We start from the raw sequence: 19,567 nt of genomic DNA on the forward strand, positions 1-19,567 counted from the left end.
CCGACGTCGAACCTCGGCTTCGTGGGCACCACCAAGGAGGACGGCGGCCAGTTCTCGCGCCTCCTGGACCTCGACGCCCACATCGTGCACAACCGCATCTACTTCATCGAGCTGCAGGGCGTCGCGACCTGGACGCACGACACGACGGGCTTCCACCGCGGCACGCTCATGCAAGCCACGTGGGACCGCACCGGCCGCGACTGGGGCTTCCACCTGAACGCGACCGGCATCGCTCCCGACTTCCAGGCCGCCGCCGGGTTCGTCAACCGTACGGGCATCGTGAACCTGAGCTACTTCAACCGCTTCACCGGCTACGGCGAGCGCGGCGCGCTGCTCGAGACCGTGTCGAGCTTCCAGACCATCTCACGGGTGTGGAGCTATGACGGCTTCGGCCGGCAGGCGGCGGTCGAAGGCAGCGAGAGCGTCAATCTCCAGGGCACCCTGCGCGGCTGGTGGCAGCCCAACGTCAGCCTGCAGCGCAACTTCTACCGGTTCGACCCGACCTCGCCCGGCTACCTGGGCACGCCCTACGGCAGTTATCGCGTCCGCGCCACCTCCGTGCCGACCGACACCACCACGGTGCCCTTCGCGGTGCCCGCGATGCTCGACAATCTCTTCACGCTCGGCGCCGGCCTCACCACGCCCACGTGGCGGCAGTTCACCGGCACGGCGAGCTGGTCGTACGGGGCGGTCGCCAACTTCGACGAGGCGGCGCGCGGCACCGCCATGTCGCTGAGCGGCGAGGTGGACCTGCGGCCCACGCCCGCGGTGCGGATCGCGGCGCAGTACAGCCGGCTCACCATCCACCGCCGCGACGGCAGCTGGTTCTCGTCCGAGGACATCCCGCGCCTCAAGGTCGAGTACCAGGCCACGCGCTCAATCTTCTTCCGCGTCGTGGGCCAGTACACCACGCTGCGGAGCGACGCGCTGCTCGACCCCGCCAGCGGCGACACGCTGATCGTGGCGGGGGCCGTCGTCGGCCCCAGCACCTCGAACGAGCTGCGGGTGGACTGGCTGTTCTCGTACCGTCCCAGCCCCGGCACCCTCATCTACCTCGGCTACGGCGCCTCCTGCTCGGCGTTCGACGCCGCGTGCGCCGTCGGCCGGCAGCGGTCCCGCACCGAGGACGGCTTCTTCGCGAAGCTGTCGTACCTGTTCGGGTTGTGAGCCGGCGTCCCGCCTGACCCGCATCGCCGTGCCGCTCGACGCCTCAGCCCCGCCCCTCTCGCTCCGCGATCCCGGCGCGATCCTCCTCGTCTCGTGCTACGAGCTGGGTCACCAGCCGATGGGCCTGGCCTTCCCGATGGCCTTCCTCGAGCGCGCCGGCTTCCGGCCCGACGCGCTGGACCTCGCCCTCGAGCCGCTGGATGCCGGCCGCATCCGGCGCTCGAGGCTCGTCGCCATCTCGGTCCCGATGCACACCGCGCTCCGGATCGGCGTCCAGGCGGCCGCGCAGGTGCGCGCCCTCAACCCCGCGGCCACCATCTGTTTCCACGGGCTGTACGCGATCCTGAACCGGCATGTCCTGCTCGGCGCCTGCGCCGACGTGATCCTCGGCGGCGAGGCGGAGGAGCCCCTGGTCGCGCTGGCCGAAGCCCTCGAGCGGGGCCAGGCGCCGCCGCCCGCCCCGGGGCCATACGTGGCCCGGCTCCGCTATCCCGTGCCGAGCCGCGAGCGGCTGGCGCCGCTCCACCGCTACGCCGCCTTCGAGCGGGAGGGCGAGCGCCGCGTCGCCGGCGTCGTCGAGGCGAGCCGCGGCTGCCTCCACGGGTGCCGGCACTGCCCCATACCGCCGGTGTACGGCGGCCGGTTCTTCGTCGTGCCCCCGGACGTGGTCCTGGAAGACATCCGCCGCCAGGTCGCCGCGGGCGCCCGGCACGTCACGTTCGCGGACCCCGACTTCCTCAACGGGCCCGGCCACGCGCTGCGCATCGCCGAGACGCTGCACGCCGAGTTCCCGGCGCTGAGCTTCGACTTCACGGCCAAGGTCGAGCACCTCCTCGCGCATCGCGCGCTGCTGCCACGGCTCGCCGCGGCGGGAGCCGCGTTCGTCGTCACCGCCGCCGAGTCGCTCAGCGATGCCGTCCTCGAGAAGCTGGACAAGGGGCACACCCGCGCGGATCTCGAGCGGGCGCTCGAAGCGGCGCGGTCGGCCGGCATCACGGTGCGGCCGTCGTGGCTTCCATTCACGCCGTGGACCTCGCTCGACGACTACGTCGAGCTGGTGGAGTGGCTCATCGGCCGCGACCTGGTCGACTGCGTCGAGCCGGTCCAGCTCGCGGTCCGGCTCCTGGTTCCCCCCGGATCCGCGCTCCTGGCACAGCCGGACATCCAGCCGTACCTGCGGGGGCTCGACGCCGAGGCGTTCACGTACCGCTGGGAGCATCCGGACGAGCGGATGGAGGGGCTGTGCAGGGCCGTCACCGACCTCGTGCACGAGGCGAACCACGCGCGCGAGCCGGCGGAGACGACGTTCCGGAAGGTGCGCGAGGCGGCCTACGCCGCGGCCGGTCGGCGGCCCGAGGCGCTCGCCACGCACGCCGAGCGGCGTCCCGTGGCACCGCGGCTCACCGAGCCGTGGTTCTGCTGAGCGGAGCCCACCGCGAGCCAGTTGGGCTCGGTGATCGCATGAAGCGCCGGCCTCCGGCGCGCGCCGACGGGAGCGTCAGCCGGCGCGCTCGATCAGCCGTCGGAAGTGCCCGCGCAAGCCTTCCGGCAGCGCCGGGAGGTCGGCGAGCTGGCGCAGCGCCTCGACGTCGGGACGCTCGGTCCGGTAGAGCCGGACCACCTCCGCGACGGTGACCGAGTCGCCCGCGGACTCCGCAACCGTGACCGCGTCTCCTGCAGCAACCTCTCCTTCGACGGCGACGCGCAGGTAGAACCCGGTAAGCCCGCTCGCCAGGAAGCGCTTCTCCATGTCGGGCCGGCCGAGCCTCAGCGCGAGCTTGTAGCACGGCAGCCGCGGCTGGGTGACCAGCAGCTCGGTCGTCCCGATCCTGAGCCGGTCGCCGATCCGAATGAAATGCTCGCTGATCCCGGCCGTGGTCAGGTTTTCGCCGAAGGCGCCCCAGGCCTGCTCGCCGATCCGCGTCCGCCAGTAGGCGTAGTGCTCCGAAGGGTAGAGGTAGACGGCCTTGTACGTCCCGCCGTGCACCGTGGGATCGGCCTGCCCGTCGCCCTCGAGGTTGAGGTGCCGCACCCGGACGGCGCCGCGCACCGGGTTCTTGAAGATGGCCGTCCGGACCGTCCTGCCCCGCCACTCGACCTCGCGCGGCAACCCCACGTTGACCGAGATCAGTTGCGGCGAAAGGAGAGGCTCCAGTGGGCCCGCGGCCTCCCCGAACGCCGCCGAAGAACGGTCCGTCACGAGCCCGCGGGTCCGGTGTCCGGACGGCCACCGGCCAGCGTGACCCCGGTCACAATTATCGTGTGGCGGCGTCGCATAGCGCCCAAGCTAACCGATCGCTACCATTGCTTGACAGTATCCTTCTCCCCCGAGTTACTTTGGCGGCCGGAACGTGATACCCGTGGAGCGCCTCCCGACCCGTGCCCGCAGGTTGCTCCGCGGGCTGTTGCCCGTCGTCCTCGCGGCGGGCGCCGTGTTGACCTGCGACAGTCCGACCGCACTCAACCGCCGGATGGTGGGGCTGGCCTTCCAGCCGGTCGTGCGCTACGGGATGGGCACGTTCGGCGGCATGTCGGTGGACCAGGTGCGCCTGATCGCCGTGCACGGTTCAGACTCCGTCTCCCAGACCTTCAACTTCTCCCCCGACTCCGCGCAGATCACCGCCAGCATGTCCGTGCCCGTGACGGACACGGCGACCTATAACGTCACGATCCAGCTGTTGTCCGGCGGCACCGTCATGTTCACGGGCCAGCAGGCCGTCCTGGTCAGCGCCGGGCTGTCGTCCGGGCCGCCCACCCAGGTGGTCGAGCTGGCGTTCGTGGGACCCGGCGCGCAGATCGCGTTCCTCCAGATCGCGCCGCGTGACTCGGGCGTGACGTTCGGCGCGTCGCTGCCGTTCCGGATCACGGCGTTCGATTCGAGCGAGGGTGCGGTGACGCAGTTCTACGTGGCCTGGTCCACGGGTACCGCGTCCAACAAGATCAACGCCAACGGGGTGTTCAAGGCGGGAACGACCCGCGGCACGGTGTGGGTCTACGCGCACACGCCGACCGGAGTGTGGGACTCCACGCAGGTCACGGTCGCGCCCGTGCCCAGCCAGATCCAGATCATCAGCGGCAACGGGCAGAGCGGATCCGTGGGCACGCCGCTCGAGCTCCCGCTGGTGGTGAAGGTGCTCGCCGCCGACAACCTGCCGGTCGCGGGCGCGAGCGTCCAGTTCACGGCCTCCGGCGGCGGCTCCGTGAATCCGGCCGTGGTGATGACCGACTCGCTCGGCATCGCGCAGGCCATCGCAACGCTGAGCACCACGGCGGGCACCAACTCGTTCACGGCCAAGGTGGGCACCGCGGCGTCGGTGCAGTTCACCGCCACCGGCATCGGACAGGTGGGGGCGCCCGCGAGCATCACGAAGGTCGCCGGCGACGGTCAGAGCGCCGCGGCCGGCACGCCGGTGGTGGTGCCGCCGTCGGTCAAGGTGACGGACGCGAACCTCGTCCCGGTCCCGGGCCAGGCGGTGACGTTCGCCGTCGCGAGCGGCGGCGGCAGCGTGACTGGCGGCTCCACGACGACCAACGCGGCGGGCATCGCCACCGTCGGCAGCTGGACCCTCGGCAGCACGCCGGGGGCGAACACGCTGACGGCCACCGCGACGGGCACCTCGCTCAACCCGGTGACCTTCACGGCGACGGGGACGACCGCGTCGAACGTGATCGCGCTCAGCGTGCCGGGCGGCCTGGTGGGCATCGGCGCCAACCAGCAGGCCCAGGCGGTGGTGACCATCGCGCCGCCGGCGCCGGCGGGCGGTCTCACCGTGACGGTGACGAGCGACAGCACCAATCACGTCACGGTGAAGAGCCCCGGGACGATCAGCATCCCGGCGGGCGGCGTGGTGGGGACGATCCTGCTCTCCGGCGTCGCTCCGGGCCAGACGACGCTCCACGCCACCGCGCCGGGGTACGCGGCGGGCACGACCACAGCCGTGGCGACGCCGAGCTTCGTTACGCTGACCTATGACTCGGTGGGGATGGGCCGCACGGCCGTCCTCGGGATCGGCCTTTCCACGGCGGCGCCGGCCGGGGGTCTGCTGGTTGCTCTGGTGAGCGGCGACACCACCAAGTTCAAGTTCCTCAAGGGTTCGGTGACGACAGGCAGCCTGGTGGACACCATCCCGGCCGGGAGCACGTCGGGCTCCGTGACCATCACGGGTTTGGGCACCGGTACCGTGCCGGTGTACGCCGTCGCACCGAACTACGCCATCGGGTTGGAAGTGGTCGTCGTGACGGGCTTCAACGGCTCCCTGGCGCTGGTCTCGGGCGGCGGGCAGACGGGTGGAGTGGATACGCTGCTGTCACAGCCCGTCACCGTGAAGGTGACCGACTCCCTCAGCAACCCGGTGAACGGCTTCCTGGTCGGCTTCGCGGTGGCATCGGGCGGCGGCTCCGTCTCGCCGCTCGCCGCATTGACCAACGCCTCGGGGCAGACCAGCACGAGCTGGACGCTCGGCCCGACGGTCGGCTCGCAGAGTTTGAGCGTCACGGCGCCCGGCGCGTCCGGCTCACCGCTGACGGTCACGGCCACCGCCACGGGCGCGGCCATCGCCTCGACGACCGTGTCGCCGAAGCTCGACACGATCACCGCGATCAACGGCACCGTGACGCTCGTCGCGCAGGCGAAGACCGCCGCCGGCGGCAACGTGCCGGGCAGCTACACCTGGACCAGCCTCAACGCCGCGACCGCGTCGGTCAACGCCTCGGGCGTCGTGACCGCACACGCCAACGGCTCGACCAAGGTCGTGGCGACCGAGGCGGGCGGAACGAGCGACACGGCTCAGATCGTGGTGCAACAGAAGCTCGGCTCGATCACCGTCACACCGGCCAACCGGAACCTGTACCTCGGCACCAGCTTCAACTACGTCGCGCAGGCCGTGGACGGACTGGGGACGCCGCTGCCGAGCAACCCGCCGTTCACCTGGTCCACCACGGCGGCCGCCGTGGCGACCGTGGACACGAGCGGCCACGTGGCCGCCGTCGGCCTCGGGTCGGCGCAGATCAAGGCTACCTCGGGCACGGTCACGGGCGTCGGGAACCTCACCGTCCTGACGGCCATCACGCGCATCGCGGTGGCCGTGGACTCGGGCGGCGCCACCAAGAACGACACGGCGAGCCTGCCCTCGCTGGCCATCACGCGCCGCTACCACGCCTTCGCGTACGACACGCTGAACGTGCTGATGCCGGCCGTGACCCAGTTCACCTGGGTTTCGACCAACCCGTCCGTGGCGTCGGTGCCGAACCAGACCTCGGACACCGCGACGGCGACCTCGGCGGCCAACGGCGTCACGACCATCAAGGCCACGGCCCAGGGCTTCACCTCGGCCCCGGGCGCGTACCTGACGGTCTCGCAGGTGCTGGCGTCCATCCAGCTCTCACCGCCCGCCTCCAATCCTACGGCCACGATCGGCCAGGGCGGCACGATCAGCCTCACGGCGCGCGGCCTCGACGCCAACAGCCGGTACATCTCGGGTGGCGCGTTCAAGTACGTGTCCCAGTTCCCGGCCATCGCCACCGTGGACTCGGCGACGGGAGTGGTGACGGGCGGAACGACGAACGGCGTCGACACGGTCACGGCCTCGAGCGGCGCGATCACGTCGAACAAGCTGGCCGTCACGGTCGGCGGCGGGAGCGTGCCGAAGGTGATCTCGTTCGGGCGCGACACCGTGTCGGTCGGGCGCGGGTCGACCGCCTCGATCCCGGTCCTGCTCAGCACGCCGCTCGCGACGGGCGGGCAGTTCACGGTGAACCTCGCCGTGAGCCCCGCCGCCTACGCGCACTGGCAGACCACGACCGTCACGGTCGCGGCCGGCGCGACGGCGGTGAACGCGACGCTGGTGGGCGACAGCGCGGGCACGACGACGGTGACGGCGAGTGACGGCAGCGGCGGCGGCTACACGGCGGGGAGCGCGGTCGCCAAGGTCACGGCGAACATGAACCTGGCCTCGGGCAGCTACGGGATCAACGCGACGGACGTCGTCACGACCCAGGTCCACCTCTCCGATCCGTCGCCGGCCGGCGGCACCTACATCACGTTCGTGTACGGGACGCCGGGCGTCGCGTCCGTCTCGCCCGACCCGGCCTACATCCCCCAGGGCCAGCTGGCGGCGGACATCCAGATCCGCGGGCTGGCGGCGGGCACGACGACCATCACGCCCAACGCCACCGGCGTGAACGGCGCCGCGTCCACCTTCACCGTCTACGCGCCGGTGCTGACGCTGACCTCGCCGTCGGCTATCCTCGGGCTGGGCCAGTACGACCAGAACCACTATGTCTACGTCTCTTCCTACGTCAGCACGAACGTCGCGATCCCGGTCACGCTCAGCAGCAGCGATACCACCAAGGCGTTGGTGACGCCGGCGGTCACGATCCCGTCCGGCAGCTACTACGCGTACTTCACCATCACGGGGACCGGGCTCGGTCTGGCGGCCCTCAGGGCGTCGGCGACCGGCTGGACGACCTCGGACACCATCGCGGCCATCACCACCACGCCGCACGTGGGGATCTGCTGCACCAACACGATCTACACCACGTCGGGGACCCAGTACCTGTACGTGTACTCGGAGGACTCGACCAAGAACGCGCACTACCGGGTGAACTCGCTGGCCGTCAACCTGCGGTCCTCGGATACCACCGTGCTGAAGGTGCTCGACACCCTGGTGACGATCCAGCCAGCCACCTACTACACCTACGGCGCGCGCGTCACGCCGGCGGCCCTGGGCGGCACGGCCTGGGTCATCGCCACGGCCAGCGGCCACACGCCCGACTCCGTGCTCTACACCGTGAACGGGCCGCCGCTCAGCCTGAGCTGGGGCTCGAGGCTCCTCGGCGTAGGCCAGGAGGACCCCAGCAACGTCTATGTGCAGGTGCCGAACAACGTGACGGCGCCGCTGGTGGTGACGCTGTCCAACTCGGACGCGACGAAGATCGGCGTGCCGGCCACGGTGACGATTCCGACGGGCACGTACTACGTCTACTTCACGGTCCAGGGCTTGGCCGCCGGCGGCCCGGTGACCATCGGCGCCACGGCGCCGGGCTACGGCTCCACCAGCGCGACGTACACCGTGACGACGCCGACGATCATTTCGCCGAGCAACTACACGTTCAACAACTTCAACCCCGGCACGAATTTCTACATCTACGCGGCGGACACGACGCGCAATGCGCACTGGCGCATCGCCTCCGAGGCGGTCGGGATCAGCGTGGTGGACACCAGCAAGGCCAAGGTGGACTCCTCGGCGGTCACGATCGGCGCCGGGGCGTACTACACCAACGCGCCGCACGTCACGCCGGCGGGCGTCGGCTCGACCCGCATTCTGCTCACGGCCGCGGGCCAGCTCTCGCTCGACTCACCCACGGTCACCGTGAACACGCCGCCGATCGCGTTCAACTTCGGCTCGACGCTGCTCGGACGGCGCCAGCACCTGAGCCCGAGCTTCCAGGGCTACTACGTCCACACGCCCGACAGCCGGGCCGTGGCGGTGCCCGCGACGCTGACGCAGAAGCACGCGAACGTGGATTCGTTGAACACCCTGGCGGACACGATCCCGTCGGGCACCTACTACATCTACGGGGAGATCTTCGGCCTGGCGAACGGGACCGATACGCTGTCGGTGTCGGCGACCGGGTACGGCACGGACACGGCGTACGTCACCGTGTCCACGCCGAAGTTCACGACCGGGGGCCTGCCGAGCTCGACGACGACCACCAATCCGCCGATCGGCCTGTACGTCTACGCGACCGACAGCGTCGGCAACGGCCACTACACCATGGACACGGTGGTGGTGCACGCGGTCTCGAGCGACCCCACGGTCCTCCAGGTGACGAGCGCCTACTTCCGCATCCCGAAGAACACGTACTACGCGCAGGACTCGGTGATCGTGGTCGGGCCTGGCACCGCCAGCGTCACCTTCTCCGACTCGGCCAACAGCGGCTACCAGCCGGTCACGACGAACACGATCACCGTGACCGGGCCGTCGCTCACCTTCAGCACCGGGTCCCTGGTGCTCGGCAACCGCCAGACGACCGGACCCACGGGCGTCTACGTCCAGACGGCCAACAACGTGGCCGCGCCGCTGGTGGTGAATCTGCTGAGCACGGGCACCACGGTCGCCACGGTTCCGGCCTCGGTGACCATTCCGGCCGGGTCGTACTATGCCTACTTCGCCGTGACCGGCATGGACACGATCGGCACGGTCCAGGTCCAGGCCACAGCCACGGGCTACAGCTCCCCCACGCCCATCACCGTGCAGGTCACGCGGCCGAAGTTCCAGATCAGCACGACCGGCCTGCTCAACACGACCTCGCCGAGGACGGGCATTTACCTCTACGCCGAGGACGCGAACGGCACCTCGCACTACACGACGGAGAACGTGGTCGTGACGCTGGCGTCGTCGGCCACGGCCGTGGCGACCATCGACTCGACGACGGTCACGATCCCGGCGGGCTCCTACTACGCGAGCACGCCCACCTGGGGCCCCGGCGGGACCACCGGCACGGCCCAGCTGTCGGCGACCGACACGCGCGCGGCCCAGTACGCCTACAACCAGGCGACCTTCAACGTCACCGTGCAGACGCCGTCGCTCAACTTCGACTGGGCGACCCAGTCGCTCGGCATCGGGCAGTACAACAACCTGTACGTCTATACGCCGGACGACGCGACGTCGCCCATCGACGTCACGCTGGCGCACTCGGGCACGCCGCGCACCAGCATTCTGCTGAACGACACCGCGCGGTCGGTCGTCACGATTCCGACCGGCACGTACTACGTGTACTTCCACGTGGTGGGCGCGACGGTCGGCATGGACACCCTGGTGGCGACCACGACCTCGCCGGTCGAGAACCCGGCCACGGGGTACACGGCGGTCACCCTCGGCCAGGTGAGCCCGATCGGCGGCTGGCCTTCGACGCTGTCCCTGGCCAACGGGGACTCGGCCCTGATCACGATGTTCGCCTATGACTCGGCGCAGGTCTCGCACTACGTGCAGAACGCCACGACCTTCACGCTGGCGCCGAGCGGGAGCATCGAGTTCGTCTCGGGCGGGGCCAACAGCGCGGTCATCACCAGCGTGGTGATCCCGAAGGACGCGTACTACGTCCAGTTCTACGTGAAGGGCGTGTCCCAGGGCACGGGCCAGGCGACGATCACCGCGACGAATTACGTCGCGTACAACACGCCAACGATCACGGTGTCGCCATGACGACCTCGCTCCCGTTCGCCGCCATGCGCTGCGCGCGCTCGAAGGCCGCCGCGACCGGAGCGCTCGCCCTGGCGATCGCGCTCCTCGCCGGCGCACCGAACGCGTCCGCCCAGGCTCCCACGAACCCGCCGCCGCCACCGGCGCCGGTCGGCACGCGCGCGCCCGCGCTGCTGCCGCCTCCTCCATCGGCCCCGCCGCCCCGGGCGGCCGGGCCGGCCGCCGCAGCAGTCAGTCCCACGCCCGTCGCCGCGGCAGTGCGCCCCGCTCCGGCCCCGATTGGACTGCCCCTGGACTCGACGCGCCCCGCCGCCCGCGCCGCCGTCGCGGCGCCGCCCGCCAACGCCGTCGCCCAGTGCAACGACGGCTCGTTCGTCCTCCCGCCGGCCGCTGCCAGCGCCTGCGCGAGCCACCGCGGGCTGCTGGCCGTGATGCCGCAGCGCGCGGCGCCGCCGGCGGCGGCCGCCCGCGTGTCGGCAACGCCCGCCGCTCTGACGGCCGCCGCGGCGCTCAATGCGCCGCCGCCCGCCGGCGCCACGATGCGCTGCAAGGACGGCAGCTACCTCGGGGGCACGCCGAGCGAGGGCGCCTGCGCCGCGCGTGGAGGCCTGGCGATGGTCCTTCCGACGCCGCCCGCGCCGCCCCCCGCTCGACCGGGCACCGGCCGGCCGGCGCAGGTAAGGCCCGCCGTGACCCGCCCGGCGCAGAGCCCGCCGAACCGACCATAGCCGGCCGCGCGTCGCGCAGCAGAGGGCCGCTCGCAGGTCGAGCGGCCCTCTTGCGTCGCGAGCTAGATTCCTCCCATGTCCCGCGCCTTCGTCGGCGAGCACGATTCCTGGGGAGACCCTGGCTACCGGGTCTCCCTGCCGCCCCGGGACGACCCCGGGTTCGACGCCGCGGCGGCCGCGGCGATCCTGGAGGCCGCCCGGGCGGGGCAGACCGGCAGCGCGGAGATGGCGACCGGATACTACTGGGGCGAGCCTCGGCTGTTTCCCGCCGTGCGCGACATCCTCGAGCGGGCCCGGTCCGAGGGCGACGAGCGGCTCGTGGAGCTGTGCGAGCGGTATCTGCAGATCTGACCACGTGACGGCCTGACGCGCCGCACGGCCTCAGCCTCTCAGCAGCCCGGCCGCCCCCCACCACAGCTGCCAGCAACCGAAGCACGCCAGGGCCGCGGCCGACACGCCGACCAGGGCGCGCGCGACGCGCGCCCCAAGCTCTCTCGCCCCCGCGAATAGCACGATGATCCCCGCCGATGCCAGTGCCATCGTGCCGTAGAACGCGGCCAGCAGCGCGATGCCGTCAAGCGCGCTCGCCCGCCACGACCTGAGCAGCAGCGGTCCCATCACCAGGCACCAGCCCAGCCAGGGATTCGGGTTCAACAGGTTCACCCCGGCCGCCGTCAGCAGACTGCGGCTCCCGGAACCCGCCCGCTCGGGCGGTGCCAGCCGGTAGCTCCGCCACGCACCGAAGGCACGCCACGCGAGGAACAGGAGGAACGCTCCGCCGGCGCAGCGCAGGCCCTGCTCCAGGCCGCGCGGCACGCGGCTCAACGCCAGGAGCGCCAGGAGGATGATGGGTGCATCGCTCAGCAGTGGAGCCAGCGCGGCGGGCAGCGTGCGCCGCCAGCCGTGGCTCAGTGCCTGGGAGACGAGGTAGGTCTGATACGGGCCCGGCTGCACGGCCGCCGCGAAGGCGTACGTGCAGCCGAGGATCAGGTAGCCCGTGAAGTCAGGAGACGGACTCGAGGCTCCGGGCGTAGTACAGCTCCGACTCGACCTTCAGGCGGTCGAACAGCAGATCGGCGATGAAGCCGCGCAGCTCGTCGTCGCTGGTGCATTCGCGGTCGCACAGCCGGAAGAACGGCTTCATCCGCGCCGTGATGGCGGTGATGGCCGCGGGCTCCGCGCCCGTGAACGCCAGGATGTCGTGGATGCACCGCTCGATCCGCCGCCAGTCGCGGACGTTCTGGGCCGGAAACTGCGTGCAGACGGTCATGGTACCCCCGCATGAGCGGTCCGGACACCCGGCCGCTCGGCGCGGGCCGGACGGTTCCGGCCCCGCCACCTCCAAGACTCGCTCCCGCGGCGCCGGCGCGCCACCTCGTACTTGTTCGGACCGGCCGCGAACGCGAAACCGCCACCATCGCGACGCAATCAGTCGCTATTGTGGCCCCGACGGAAGACGAAGTCGAGCGCCCTGGCGAACGTCGCCAGCGGAGCGGGCTCATGGCCGGCTCCCGGGATCATGACGAACTGGTGATCGATCCCGAGACGATCCAGCAGGTCCGCCGCCGCGCGCGCGAGCTGGCGGCGGCGCGGATCGTCGGCGGTGCCCATGGTGAGATAGAAGCGGGCATCCCGCAGCGCCGCAGCGTCCGCGGACGAGGGCCGGTAGGTCGCGCGGCTTGCCATCACGATGGCGCCGCGCAGCAGGCCCGGGTTGCGCAGCGTGAGCGCCCACGCCAGGTCGCCGCCGAGTGAGAACCCGGCCACCACGAGCCGGGTGGTGTCCACGCGCCGCTGCGCGGTCAGCGCGCGCAGGTCGGCGCGGACCTCGCGCTCGTAGCGATCGATCGTGCGCGACCAGGCTGCCGGCGTTCGATAGTCGTCCGGGCTTCCACGGCCGTTCGCGAGCACGACGAGGAAGTCGCGCGCCGGCCCCCCGTCCGGTCCGGCGTCCGGGAAGAGGTAGGGCAGCAGGGCGGCGAGCTGGCGCTCGGGAGGCTCCCGGAACAGGCGGCCGAGCCCCACCCGGCTCAGGTAGATCTGGAACAGCGTCCCCGCAGTGTTGCCGGTCGGTGGCAGGATCTCGAGCACCGGGTAGGCCCGCGCCCGGTCGTAGTTGGGGGGCAGGAGGACGAGGCCGGGCGCGACCCCGCCGGCCGGCGCGACGCCCGGGGCGCTGCGGTAACAGGCGGCGCTCCCGAGAGTGCTGGCGGCAAGCAGGGCCGCGATCACCCGCCCCCGCACAAATAGAAGTGAATCGCTCGGCATTGCGCGCCCCACCGCGTACCCGCGGCCCACGGTATGCACTACTTTCTCGATGGAAGTGGAGAGGAGCTCCCCATGCTGCATCTCGCGCTGTGGGCCGTTCTCGCCGTCTGGGTGGGGATTGCGCTCGTCATCCTCGTGGCCATCGTATCCACGATCGGCATCGTCACCGCGCACATGCTGCTGGACCGGCGCGGCGTCGCGGGCACGGTGTGGTGCCCGGTGCTGCAACACACGATGAAGGTGCTGGGCGTGCCCGCCGCCTTCGTGGGAACCGTGACCGGCTTCGACGAAGTCCGCCGCTGCGAGCGGTTCGGCGACGGCCGGATCGAGTGCCACAAGTGGTGCATGCGGGCCGGCGAGTATGCGGAGGCCGCCCGCAGCAACTAGAGATCGCGGCGCGCGAAGACGGCGAAGGCCACCAGCAGGGCGGCCGCCCCGACCGCCGCCAGCACCGCCACGTCGTGCCGGGCCAGCCCCGCCTCCACCACCTGCTGCGGCTCGTAGTACCTGAACAGCGACGCCGGCCGGAGTGACGCCATCCGGGGCCACACGCGGGCCACGTAGTCGAGCACGTACGATCCGGCGAGCAACCCCGAGATCCAGGCGATGGCCGTGCCGGCCTCGCGCGACAGCGCCGACACCAGGATCGCGACCGCGCCGAAGCACGCAAACACCAGCCACAGCGCCGCGGCCACCGGCAGGTAGCGCAGCGCGGAGACGCCCTCGACCGGACGCATCGTCAGGCCGACCGCGGTCCCGAGCCAGGCGGCTGCGGCCAGCGCGCCCAGGCCGGTGAGCAGCGCGACGGCAGCGGCGCCGACCTGGCTGGAGCGCGTCACGGGGCGGGCGGCCACCAGGTCCATCGTGCCGCGGCCGATCTCACCGGCGAGCGCCGCGCACGGCACGCGCACCGCCCACACCGCCATCATGATCAAGGCGAACGGGTGGGCGTAGCCGACGCCCACGATCCCCCGGGCGCTCACGCCCACCAGCAGGTCCTGGTTGAGAACCGCCAGAAACTGCGGCGGCGCGGCGCGCAGGGCCTCGCTCAGGAACCGGGACACCGCCGGCTGGCCGGCCACGAAGGTCATCATCCACTCGAACAGCGCCAGCCCCAGCGCGAGCGGCACGAGCGCCGCCCGGTGGAGGCGCGCGTGGTGCCCGAGCAGCGCCACCTGAGACGTCACCGGTAGTGCTCCAGGAAGGCCTCCTCGAGCGTCGGCCGCTCGACCACGACGTCCACGAGCGGCAGCATCCCCAGACGAGCGACCAGCGCCGGCAGGTCGGCCTGCGCGACCAGCAGCTCGGCGTGGCGGGGTCTGGCCACGGTGACGTCGCCGAAATGCCCGAGCGCGGCCGTATCCACGTCGGCGCCGAAGTCGGCGATCACCCGCCGCCGCTCGGCGCGGCGCAGGGCTTCCACGTCGCCCAGGCTGACCACGGCGCCGGAGCGCAGCATGGCTACGCGGTCGCAGACCCGCTCGACCTCGGGCAGGACGTGCGACGAGAGGAAGACGGTGGCCCCCGCGCTCCGGAGATCGGCCACGATCTCGTAGAATCCCTGCTGTACCAGCGGATCGAGCCCCTTCGTCGGCTCGTCGAGGAGCACCAGCCGGGGCTCGCACTGGAGCGCCTGCACCAGGCCGAGCTTCTGCTTCATCCCGTCTGAGTAGGTGCGGACGTGGCGGCCCAGCTCGGCCGCGCCGAGACCGAGCCGCGCCAGCAGCCGCTCGCGCGCGGCGGGAGGCCGGCCGGTCAGCTCGGCGAAGAAGTCGAGCGTCTCGGCGCCCGAGAGCCTGGGCCAGAAGGCCATGTCGCCGGGGAGGTACCCGATGTCCGCGCGCGACGCCGTGCCGCGGCCGAACGGAACGCGGCCGAGCACCCTCACCTCGCCTCCGTCGGGCCGGATCAGGCCCAGCAGCAGCCGGATCGTCGTCGTCTTCCCCGCCCCGTTGGGGCCGAGAAAGCCGAAGACCTCGCCCGCCGCCACGTCGAGGGAGAGGTCCTTCAAGGCAACGACCGCGCCGTACCGCTTGCCGAGTCCACGGACCTGAATCGGCGGGGCGTCCATCCTAACTCGGCTCAGACCGCGATGGCATCCAGCTCCTCGTAGAACAGCAGCGCGCTCTGCGGCCGCTCGGAGGGGTCCTTCCTCAGCGCGCGCAGGATCAGCCGCTCGAGCGCCTCGGGCACCTCGGCGTTGAGGCTCCGGGGCGAGGGCGGAGCCTCCTCGATCTGCTTGGCCACCAGCGTGATCGCCGAATCGGCGACGAACGGCGTCCGCCCGGTCAGCGACTCGAACAGCACGGCCCCGGTGGCGTAGAGATCGGCGCGGAAATCCACCTCGGCGCCGAGCAGCTGTTCCGGCGCCATGTACTCCGGCGTGCCGAGCGCCATGCCCGCCTGGGTCATCCCCTCCGATCGCTTCGCCAGGCGCGCGATGCCGAAGTCCATCACCTTCAGCGTGCCGGAGGGCTCGACGATCAGGTTCTGCGGCTTGATGTCGCGGTGGATCACCCCCTGCTCGTGCGCCACCTCCAGCGCGCGGCACAGCTGCTTGCCGACCGTGAGCGCCACGTTGACCGGGAGCGCGCCGCGGCTCTGGATCAGGTGCTTCAGCGAGTGCCCTTCCACGTACTCCATCGTGATGAAGTACAGCCCGTCCACCTCGCCGAGATCGTGGGTGCGCACCACGTTCCGATGCGTGATCTTCCGCGCCAGCCGGATCTCCTGCTTGAACCGGTCCAGGGCGGCGGGCTCCGACGACGCCGCGTCCAAACGGAGCGTCTTGATCGCGACCACGTCGCCCAGCTCGGTGTCCAACGCGCGGTACACCACGCCCATGCCGCCCATCCCGAGCACGCCCTTGATCTCGTAGCGCCCCGCGAACTTCATCCCCTCCGCGAGAATCCCCGGCTCGGCCTGGACCCGCATCACCTCGGTGGCCGACGCGAGCGCGCCCTGCGCGTTGTACATCGGCCGCGTCACCTGGTTGCTCGAGGAGCTCATCACCTCGACCAGCTGCTGCTTCGCCTTCAGCTCCTCGACCATGTGCTGGAACGCCGCCGCCAGCTCCCCGATCTCGTCCCGGCTGGTGATCTCCGGCTTCGCCTCGTAGTCGCCCTCCGTGACCCGCCGGGTCACCCCGACCAGCGCGCGCACCGGACGGCCGATCACGCGGCCCACCAGCCACGAGCCCGCCAGCGCCAGGGCCAGGCCCACCAGACCGGCGTAGACGATGGTGCGCTGGGTGCGGTGGAAGCCCGCCAGCTCCTGGCTGCGCGAGCGAAGCGCGAGATAGCCGCCCATCGGATGGCCGCTGCCCTGGTTCTGCAGCGGCTGGGCGCGCCCCACCATGCGCTCGCCGCCCAGCGTCGCCTCGGCACGCCCGGCCCCGGCGCCGCTCTGCGCCAGGTCCGCGACGGACGTCGCAACCACCTGCTGGAGCTCCGGCGTCTTCGGCACCGTTCCCGCGACGACGACCGGGTGGTCGAGCGAGTCGAGGAGGTAGAACGCGACGTCGGAGCCCGAGGCCTGCTTCACGTCCGCCGCGAGGGTATCGGTCACCCGGTGGGTCGCCACCACGACCGCGAGAACCACCCCGCTGGCGAGGTCCTTGAGGGGCGTGGCCACCGCCAGGTAGAAGCGCTGGTCGGCCTGGTTCACGTAGTACGTGCCCTGGCGGCCCTCGATGGCCTGCACCACGACCGGTGGATCGTACGTCACGCTCGGCGCCGTCGGATCGTCGGTCCGGGCGCGCACCACGGCCTGGTTGTCCGTGATCAGGACGTAGTCGGCGCCCAGGATGTCCTTGAACGAGTTCGCCAGGTCCAGGATGGCGCCGGGCCCGCCCTTGTTGAAGGCGGCGATGAAGTTGGGGTTCTGCGTGGCGGCGCGGGCGCCGGCGGCGAGCTTGGCGTTCTCCGCCTCGATGAAGCGCCCGGCGATCTCGCTGGTGTTCTGCAGGCGCTGCGACAGCGCATCGTCCGCGCTGCGCGTCGCCTGAGCCGACACGAGCGCGAGCGTGCCGCCCAGGACCACGACCACCACCAGGGCGGTGGCCGCGAAGATCTTCAGCGTGAGCGGGAAGCGGCGGCCGGGCCTAGTACCGCTCACGCGTCGCCCCGGATCCGTACTCCTCGCCGTACTTGTTCTTGTGCGCCACCGCGTGGTAGGCGCTCGCGTCCAGCGACACGTCCACTCCGGCGAGACCGCCCGCCGGGACGGTGATCTGGCGCGTCACTTCCGGGGCGCGCTCGTGCCAGACGTGCAGCGTGTAGGCGCCGGGCGCCACGCTCGGGATGGTGTACGAGCCGTCCGCCCCGGGTTGCGCGAAGTAGGCGTTGTCGCGCACCACGATGAAGCCGCTCATCTGGGGATGGATGTTGCAGTACACGCGCACCAGGCCCGGATGCCGGAACCGGTGGTCCCCCGCCTCGCCGCGGCCGTACAGGCCGAGGTCGAAGCTGTTCGGGTCGCTCAGCGAGAACACGTTGTGGTTGAAGGGGTCGCGGTTGGGAAACACGACCGTGGAGCCGACGGGCACGACGACGACCCGCGGGCTGAAGCTGCGCCCGTCGAGGCTGATGTCCACCCGCACCGGCGCCCCCCGGGGCCCGTGGCCCTCGAGGTAGACTACGGCGTTGCCGACGTCATTCGCCGATCGCCCGCCGGCGTCCGCCACCGTCACCTGGCCGCTGACCTGCGCCCGGGCAACCGCGGGGGCCACACCCCAGCCGAGCCCCGCGGCGACCGCGGCGATGCGGAATTGCCGCCTTCTCACTATGCTTTGCATGGCACGAGTTTGACCCCGAGACCCAAGCTAGTCAAGCACGCGATCCTATCCCGAAGGAGGCGCCGGTGAGCATGCACACGCGCCTGGGGCTGGTCTTGATGCTGTGCGCCGCGGCCGCCGTGCCGCTGTACGCCCAGTCCCAGCAGGATTCCCTCGAAGAGCGGCTGGAGAAGGCCGAGGAGGCGATCCAGCGCCTGCAGCACGAGATCGAGAGCCAGGCCCAGTCGTCGGTCCAGTCGCGGCTCCAGAACCGGGTGGTGATCTCCGGCCTCGTCCTGTTCAACGGCTTCTACGACGGCGCCAAGTTCAACAACGCGGACGTGCCGGAATGGGTCGCGGGCGCCCAGGACACGACCGGGCGGCCCAACAGCCAGATCGGCGGCGTACTGCGCCAGACGCGGCTCGGGATCACGGTCCGGCCGGGCAAGGTTTTCGGCGGGGACCTCAGCGCCGACCTGCAGCTGGACTTCTTCGGCGCCGGCGGCGGCGTCGACTCCTACGCGCGGCTGTTTTCTGCTCCGCGAATCCGCACCGCCAACGTGCGGATCGACTGGCCGCACCTGGGGCTGCTGTTCGGACAGGAGAAGGCCATCGTCGCCCAGCAGAGCCCGATCTCCTTCGCCGCCATCGGCTACCCCGAGTTCGCCGGCGCCGGCAACCTGTGGAACTGGATCCCGCAGGCGCGGCTGACGGCGGAGGCGGGCCGCGCACTCCGCGTCGGCATCCAGGCGGCCGCGCTGGATCCGGTGTGGGAGCCGGACGCCGCATTCTCCACCCAGCCCGATCTCGGGGAGCGCAGCGGGCGTCCGGCCGTCGAGGGGCGGCTCTACCTGGACTGGGGCGCCGACGAGAAGGAGAGCACCATCGGCTTCGGCGCGCACCGCGGCTGGATCGCGACGGCGGGCACCGGCACCATCGCGAGCCAGGCGCTCACGGCGGACTTCCGCGTCGTCGTCGGCATCGTGACGCTCGCGGGTCAGGCCTTCACCGGTCAGGTGCTCAACATGCTCGGCGACGGCGGCATCGCCCAGGACCTCGGCCCGCTCGGCCAGCCGGTGCGCAGCCGCGGGGGTTGGGCCCAGCTCGACCTGCGCCCGTCGTTCGCCTGGGAGTTCGGCGGAGGCTACGGCCGTGACGACCCGACCAACAGCGATCTGCTGCAGAGCGCCAGCGCTTTCGCGCCGGGGGCGCGGCTGCTGAACGCCGTCTACGAGGGCCACCTGCACTGGCGGCCGGGCGGTGGCCTGCTGATCGGCGCCGAGTACCGCCGGTTCGAGACGACGTTCCCCGCGGGCGTGCTCAAGGCGGACCACGTGAACATGTTTGCGGGGGTGTTCTTCTAGGCGCCGCGACGAAGGCGGGCCGATGGTGGGTGGTAGGTTGTAGGCTGTAGCGGTGTGGCGGCC

At 71.5% G+C, this 19,567-nt stretch carries 15 protein-coding genes; 7 read left to right on the forward strand and 8 right to left on the reverse strand.

The features are described 5' to 3' along the window. The coding region (locus VMF70_02645) for a hypothetical protein (protein HTT66905.1) at positions 1-1,167 on the forward strand (1,167 nt) is incomplete at its 5' end. Positions 1,168-1,195: 28 nt separating this feature from the next. Next, the gene (locus VMF70_02650) at positions 1,196-2,590 is read left to right on the forward strand and encodes a CUAEP/CCAEP-tail radical SAM protein (GenBank protein ID HTT66906.1); all 1,395 of its coding nucleotides are present in this window, start codon (positions 1,196-1,198) and stop codon (positions 2,588-2,590) included. A 75-nt stretch (positions 2,591-2,665) separates the two neighbouring features. On the opposite strand, the gene VMF70_02655 is transcribed toward VMF70_02650, so the two are convergent. Beyond that, entirely contained in the window at positions 2,666-3,283 is a 618-nt protein-coding gene (locus VMF70_02655) for an MOSC domain-containing protein (protein ID HTT66907.1), read from the reverse strand. Positions 3,284-3,527: 244 nt separating this feature from the next. Between VMF70_02655 and VMF70_02660 the strand changes: the two genes are divergently transcribed. The 3 genes from VMF70_02660 (at position 3,528) to VMF70_02670 (ending at position 11,449) form a co-directional block, all read left to right on the forward strand. Continuing rightward, positions 3,528-10,373 carry an Ig-like domain-containing protein gene (locus tag VMF70_02660; GenBank protein ID HTT66908.1) on the forward strand — a complete coding sequence of 2,282 codons (6,846 nt, stop codon included), beginning with the start codon at positions 3,528-3,530 and terminating at the stop codon, positions 10,371-10,373. Then, positions 10,370-11,098 (forward strand): hypothetical protein, encoded by a 729-nt coding sequence (locus VMF70_02665; GenBank protein ID HTT66909.1) that lies wholly within the window; start codon positions 10,370-10,372, stop codon positions 11,096-11,098. Before VMF70_02660 ends, VMF70_02665 begins: the two co-directional genes overlap by 4 nt. A gap of 75 nt (positions 11,099-11,173) precedes the next feature. Then, positions 11,174-11,449, forward strand: a complete 276-nt coding sequence (locus tag VMF70_02670; protein HTT66910.1) for a hypothetical protein — start codon at positions 11,174-11,176, stop codon at positions 11,447-11,449. Positions 11,450-11,479: 30 nt separating this feature from the next. Here the strand turns inward: VMF70_02670 and VMF70_02675 are convergent, their stop codons facing one another. The 3 genes from VMF70_02675 to VMF70_02685 form a co-directional block, all read right to left on the reverse strand. Next, positions 11,480-12,052, reverse strand: a complete 573-nt coding sequence (locus VMF70_02675) for a LysE family transporter (protein HTT66911.1) — start codon at positions 12,050-12,052, stop codon at positions 11,480-11,482. Positions 12,053-12,101: 49 nt separating this feature from the next. Further along, positions 12,102-12,368 carry a hypothetical protein gene (locus tag VMF70_02680; GenBank protein HTT66912.1) on the reverse strand — a complete coding sequence of 89 codons (267 nt, stop codon included), beginning with the start codon at positions 12,366-12,368 and terminating at the stop codon, positions 12,102-12,104. 158 nt (positions 12,369-12,526) lie between these two features. Next, positions 12,527-13,366 (reverse strand): dienelactone hydrolase family protein, encoded by an 840-nt coding sequence (locus VMF70_02685; protein HTT66913.1) that lies wholly within the window; start codon positions 13,364-13,366, stop codon positions 12,527-12,529. Between the two features lie 72 nt (positions 13,367-13,438). On the opposite strand from VMF70_02685, the gene VMF70_02690 reads away from it, so the two are divergent. Then, a complete protein-coding gene (locus tag VMF70_02690; protein HTT66914.1) occupies positions 13,439-13,753 on the forward strand; it encodes a hypothetical protein in 315 nt (104 codons plus the stop codon). On the opposite strand, the gene VMF70_02695 is transcribed toward VMF70_02690, so the two are convergent. Genes VMF70_02695 through VMF70_02710 form a run of 4 tightly spaced genes read right to left on the reverse strand, consistent with a single transcriptional unit; the run spans position 13,750 to position 18,149 of the window. Further along, the gene (locus VMF70_02695; protein HTT66915.1) at positions 13,750-14,553 is read right to left on the reverse strand and encodes an ABC transporter permease subunit; all 804 of its coding nucleotides are present in this window, start codon (positions 14,551-14,553) and stop codon (positions 13,750-13,752) included. The two genes, VMF70_02690 and VMF70_02695, sit on opposite strands and share 4 nt — an antisense overlap. After that, positions 14,550-15,437 carry an ABC transporter ATP-binding protein gene (locus tag VMF70_02700; protein HTT66916.1) on the reverse strand — a complete coding sequence of 296 codons (888 nt, stop codon included), beginning with the start codon at positions 15,435-15,437 and terminating at the stop codon, positions 14,550-14,552. Before VMF70_02700 ends, VMF70_02695 begins: the two co-directional genes overlap by 4 nt. An 11-nt stretch (positions 15,438-15,448) precedes the next feature. Then, the gene (locus VMF70_02705; GenBank protein ID HTT66917.1) at positions 15,449-17,482 is read right to left on the reverse strand and encodes a protein kinase; all 2,034 of its coding nucleotides are present in this window, start codon (positions 17,480-17,482) and stop codon (positions 15,449-15,451) included. Further along, entirely contained in the window at positions 17,469-18,149 is a 681-nt protein-coding gene (locus tag VMF70_02710) for a carboxypeptidase regulatory-like domain-containing protein (protein ID HTT66918.1), read from the reverse strand. The genes VMF70_02705 and VMF70_02710 overlap by 14 nt, the downstream gene beginning before the upstream one ends. Positions 18,150-18,226: 77 nt before the next feature. Here VMF70_02710 and VMF70_02715 point away from each other — a divergent pair, with 77 nt between their 5' ends. Next, a complete protein-coding gene (locus VMF70_02715) occupies positions 18,227-19,504 on the forward strand; it encodes a hypothetical protein (protein ID HTT66919.1) in 1,278 nt (425 codons plus the stop codon). The last annotated feature ends 63 nt before the right edge of the window (positions 19,505-19,567 follow it).

It is taken from the genome of Gemmatimonadales bacterium (assembly GCA_035502185.1).
Classification (GTDB): domain Bacteria; phylum Gemmatimonadota; class Gemmatimonadetes; order Gemmatimonadales; family JACORV01; genus Fen-1245.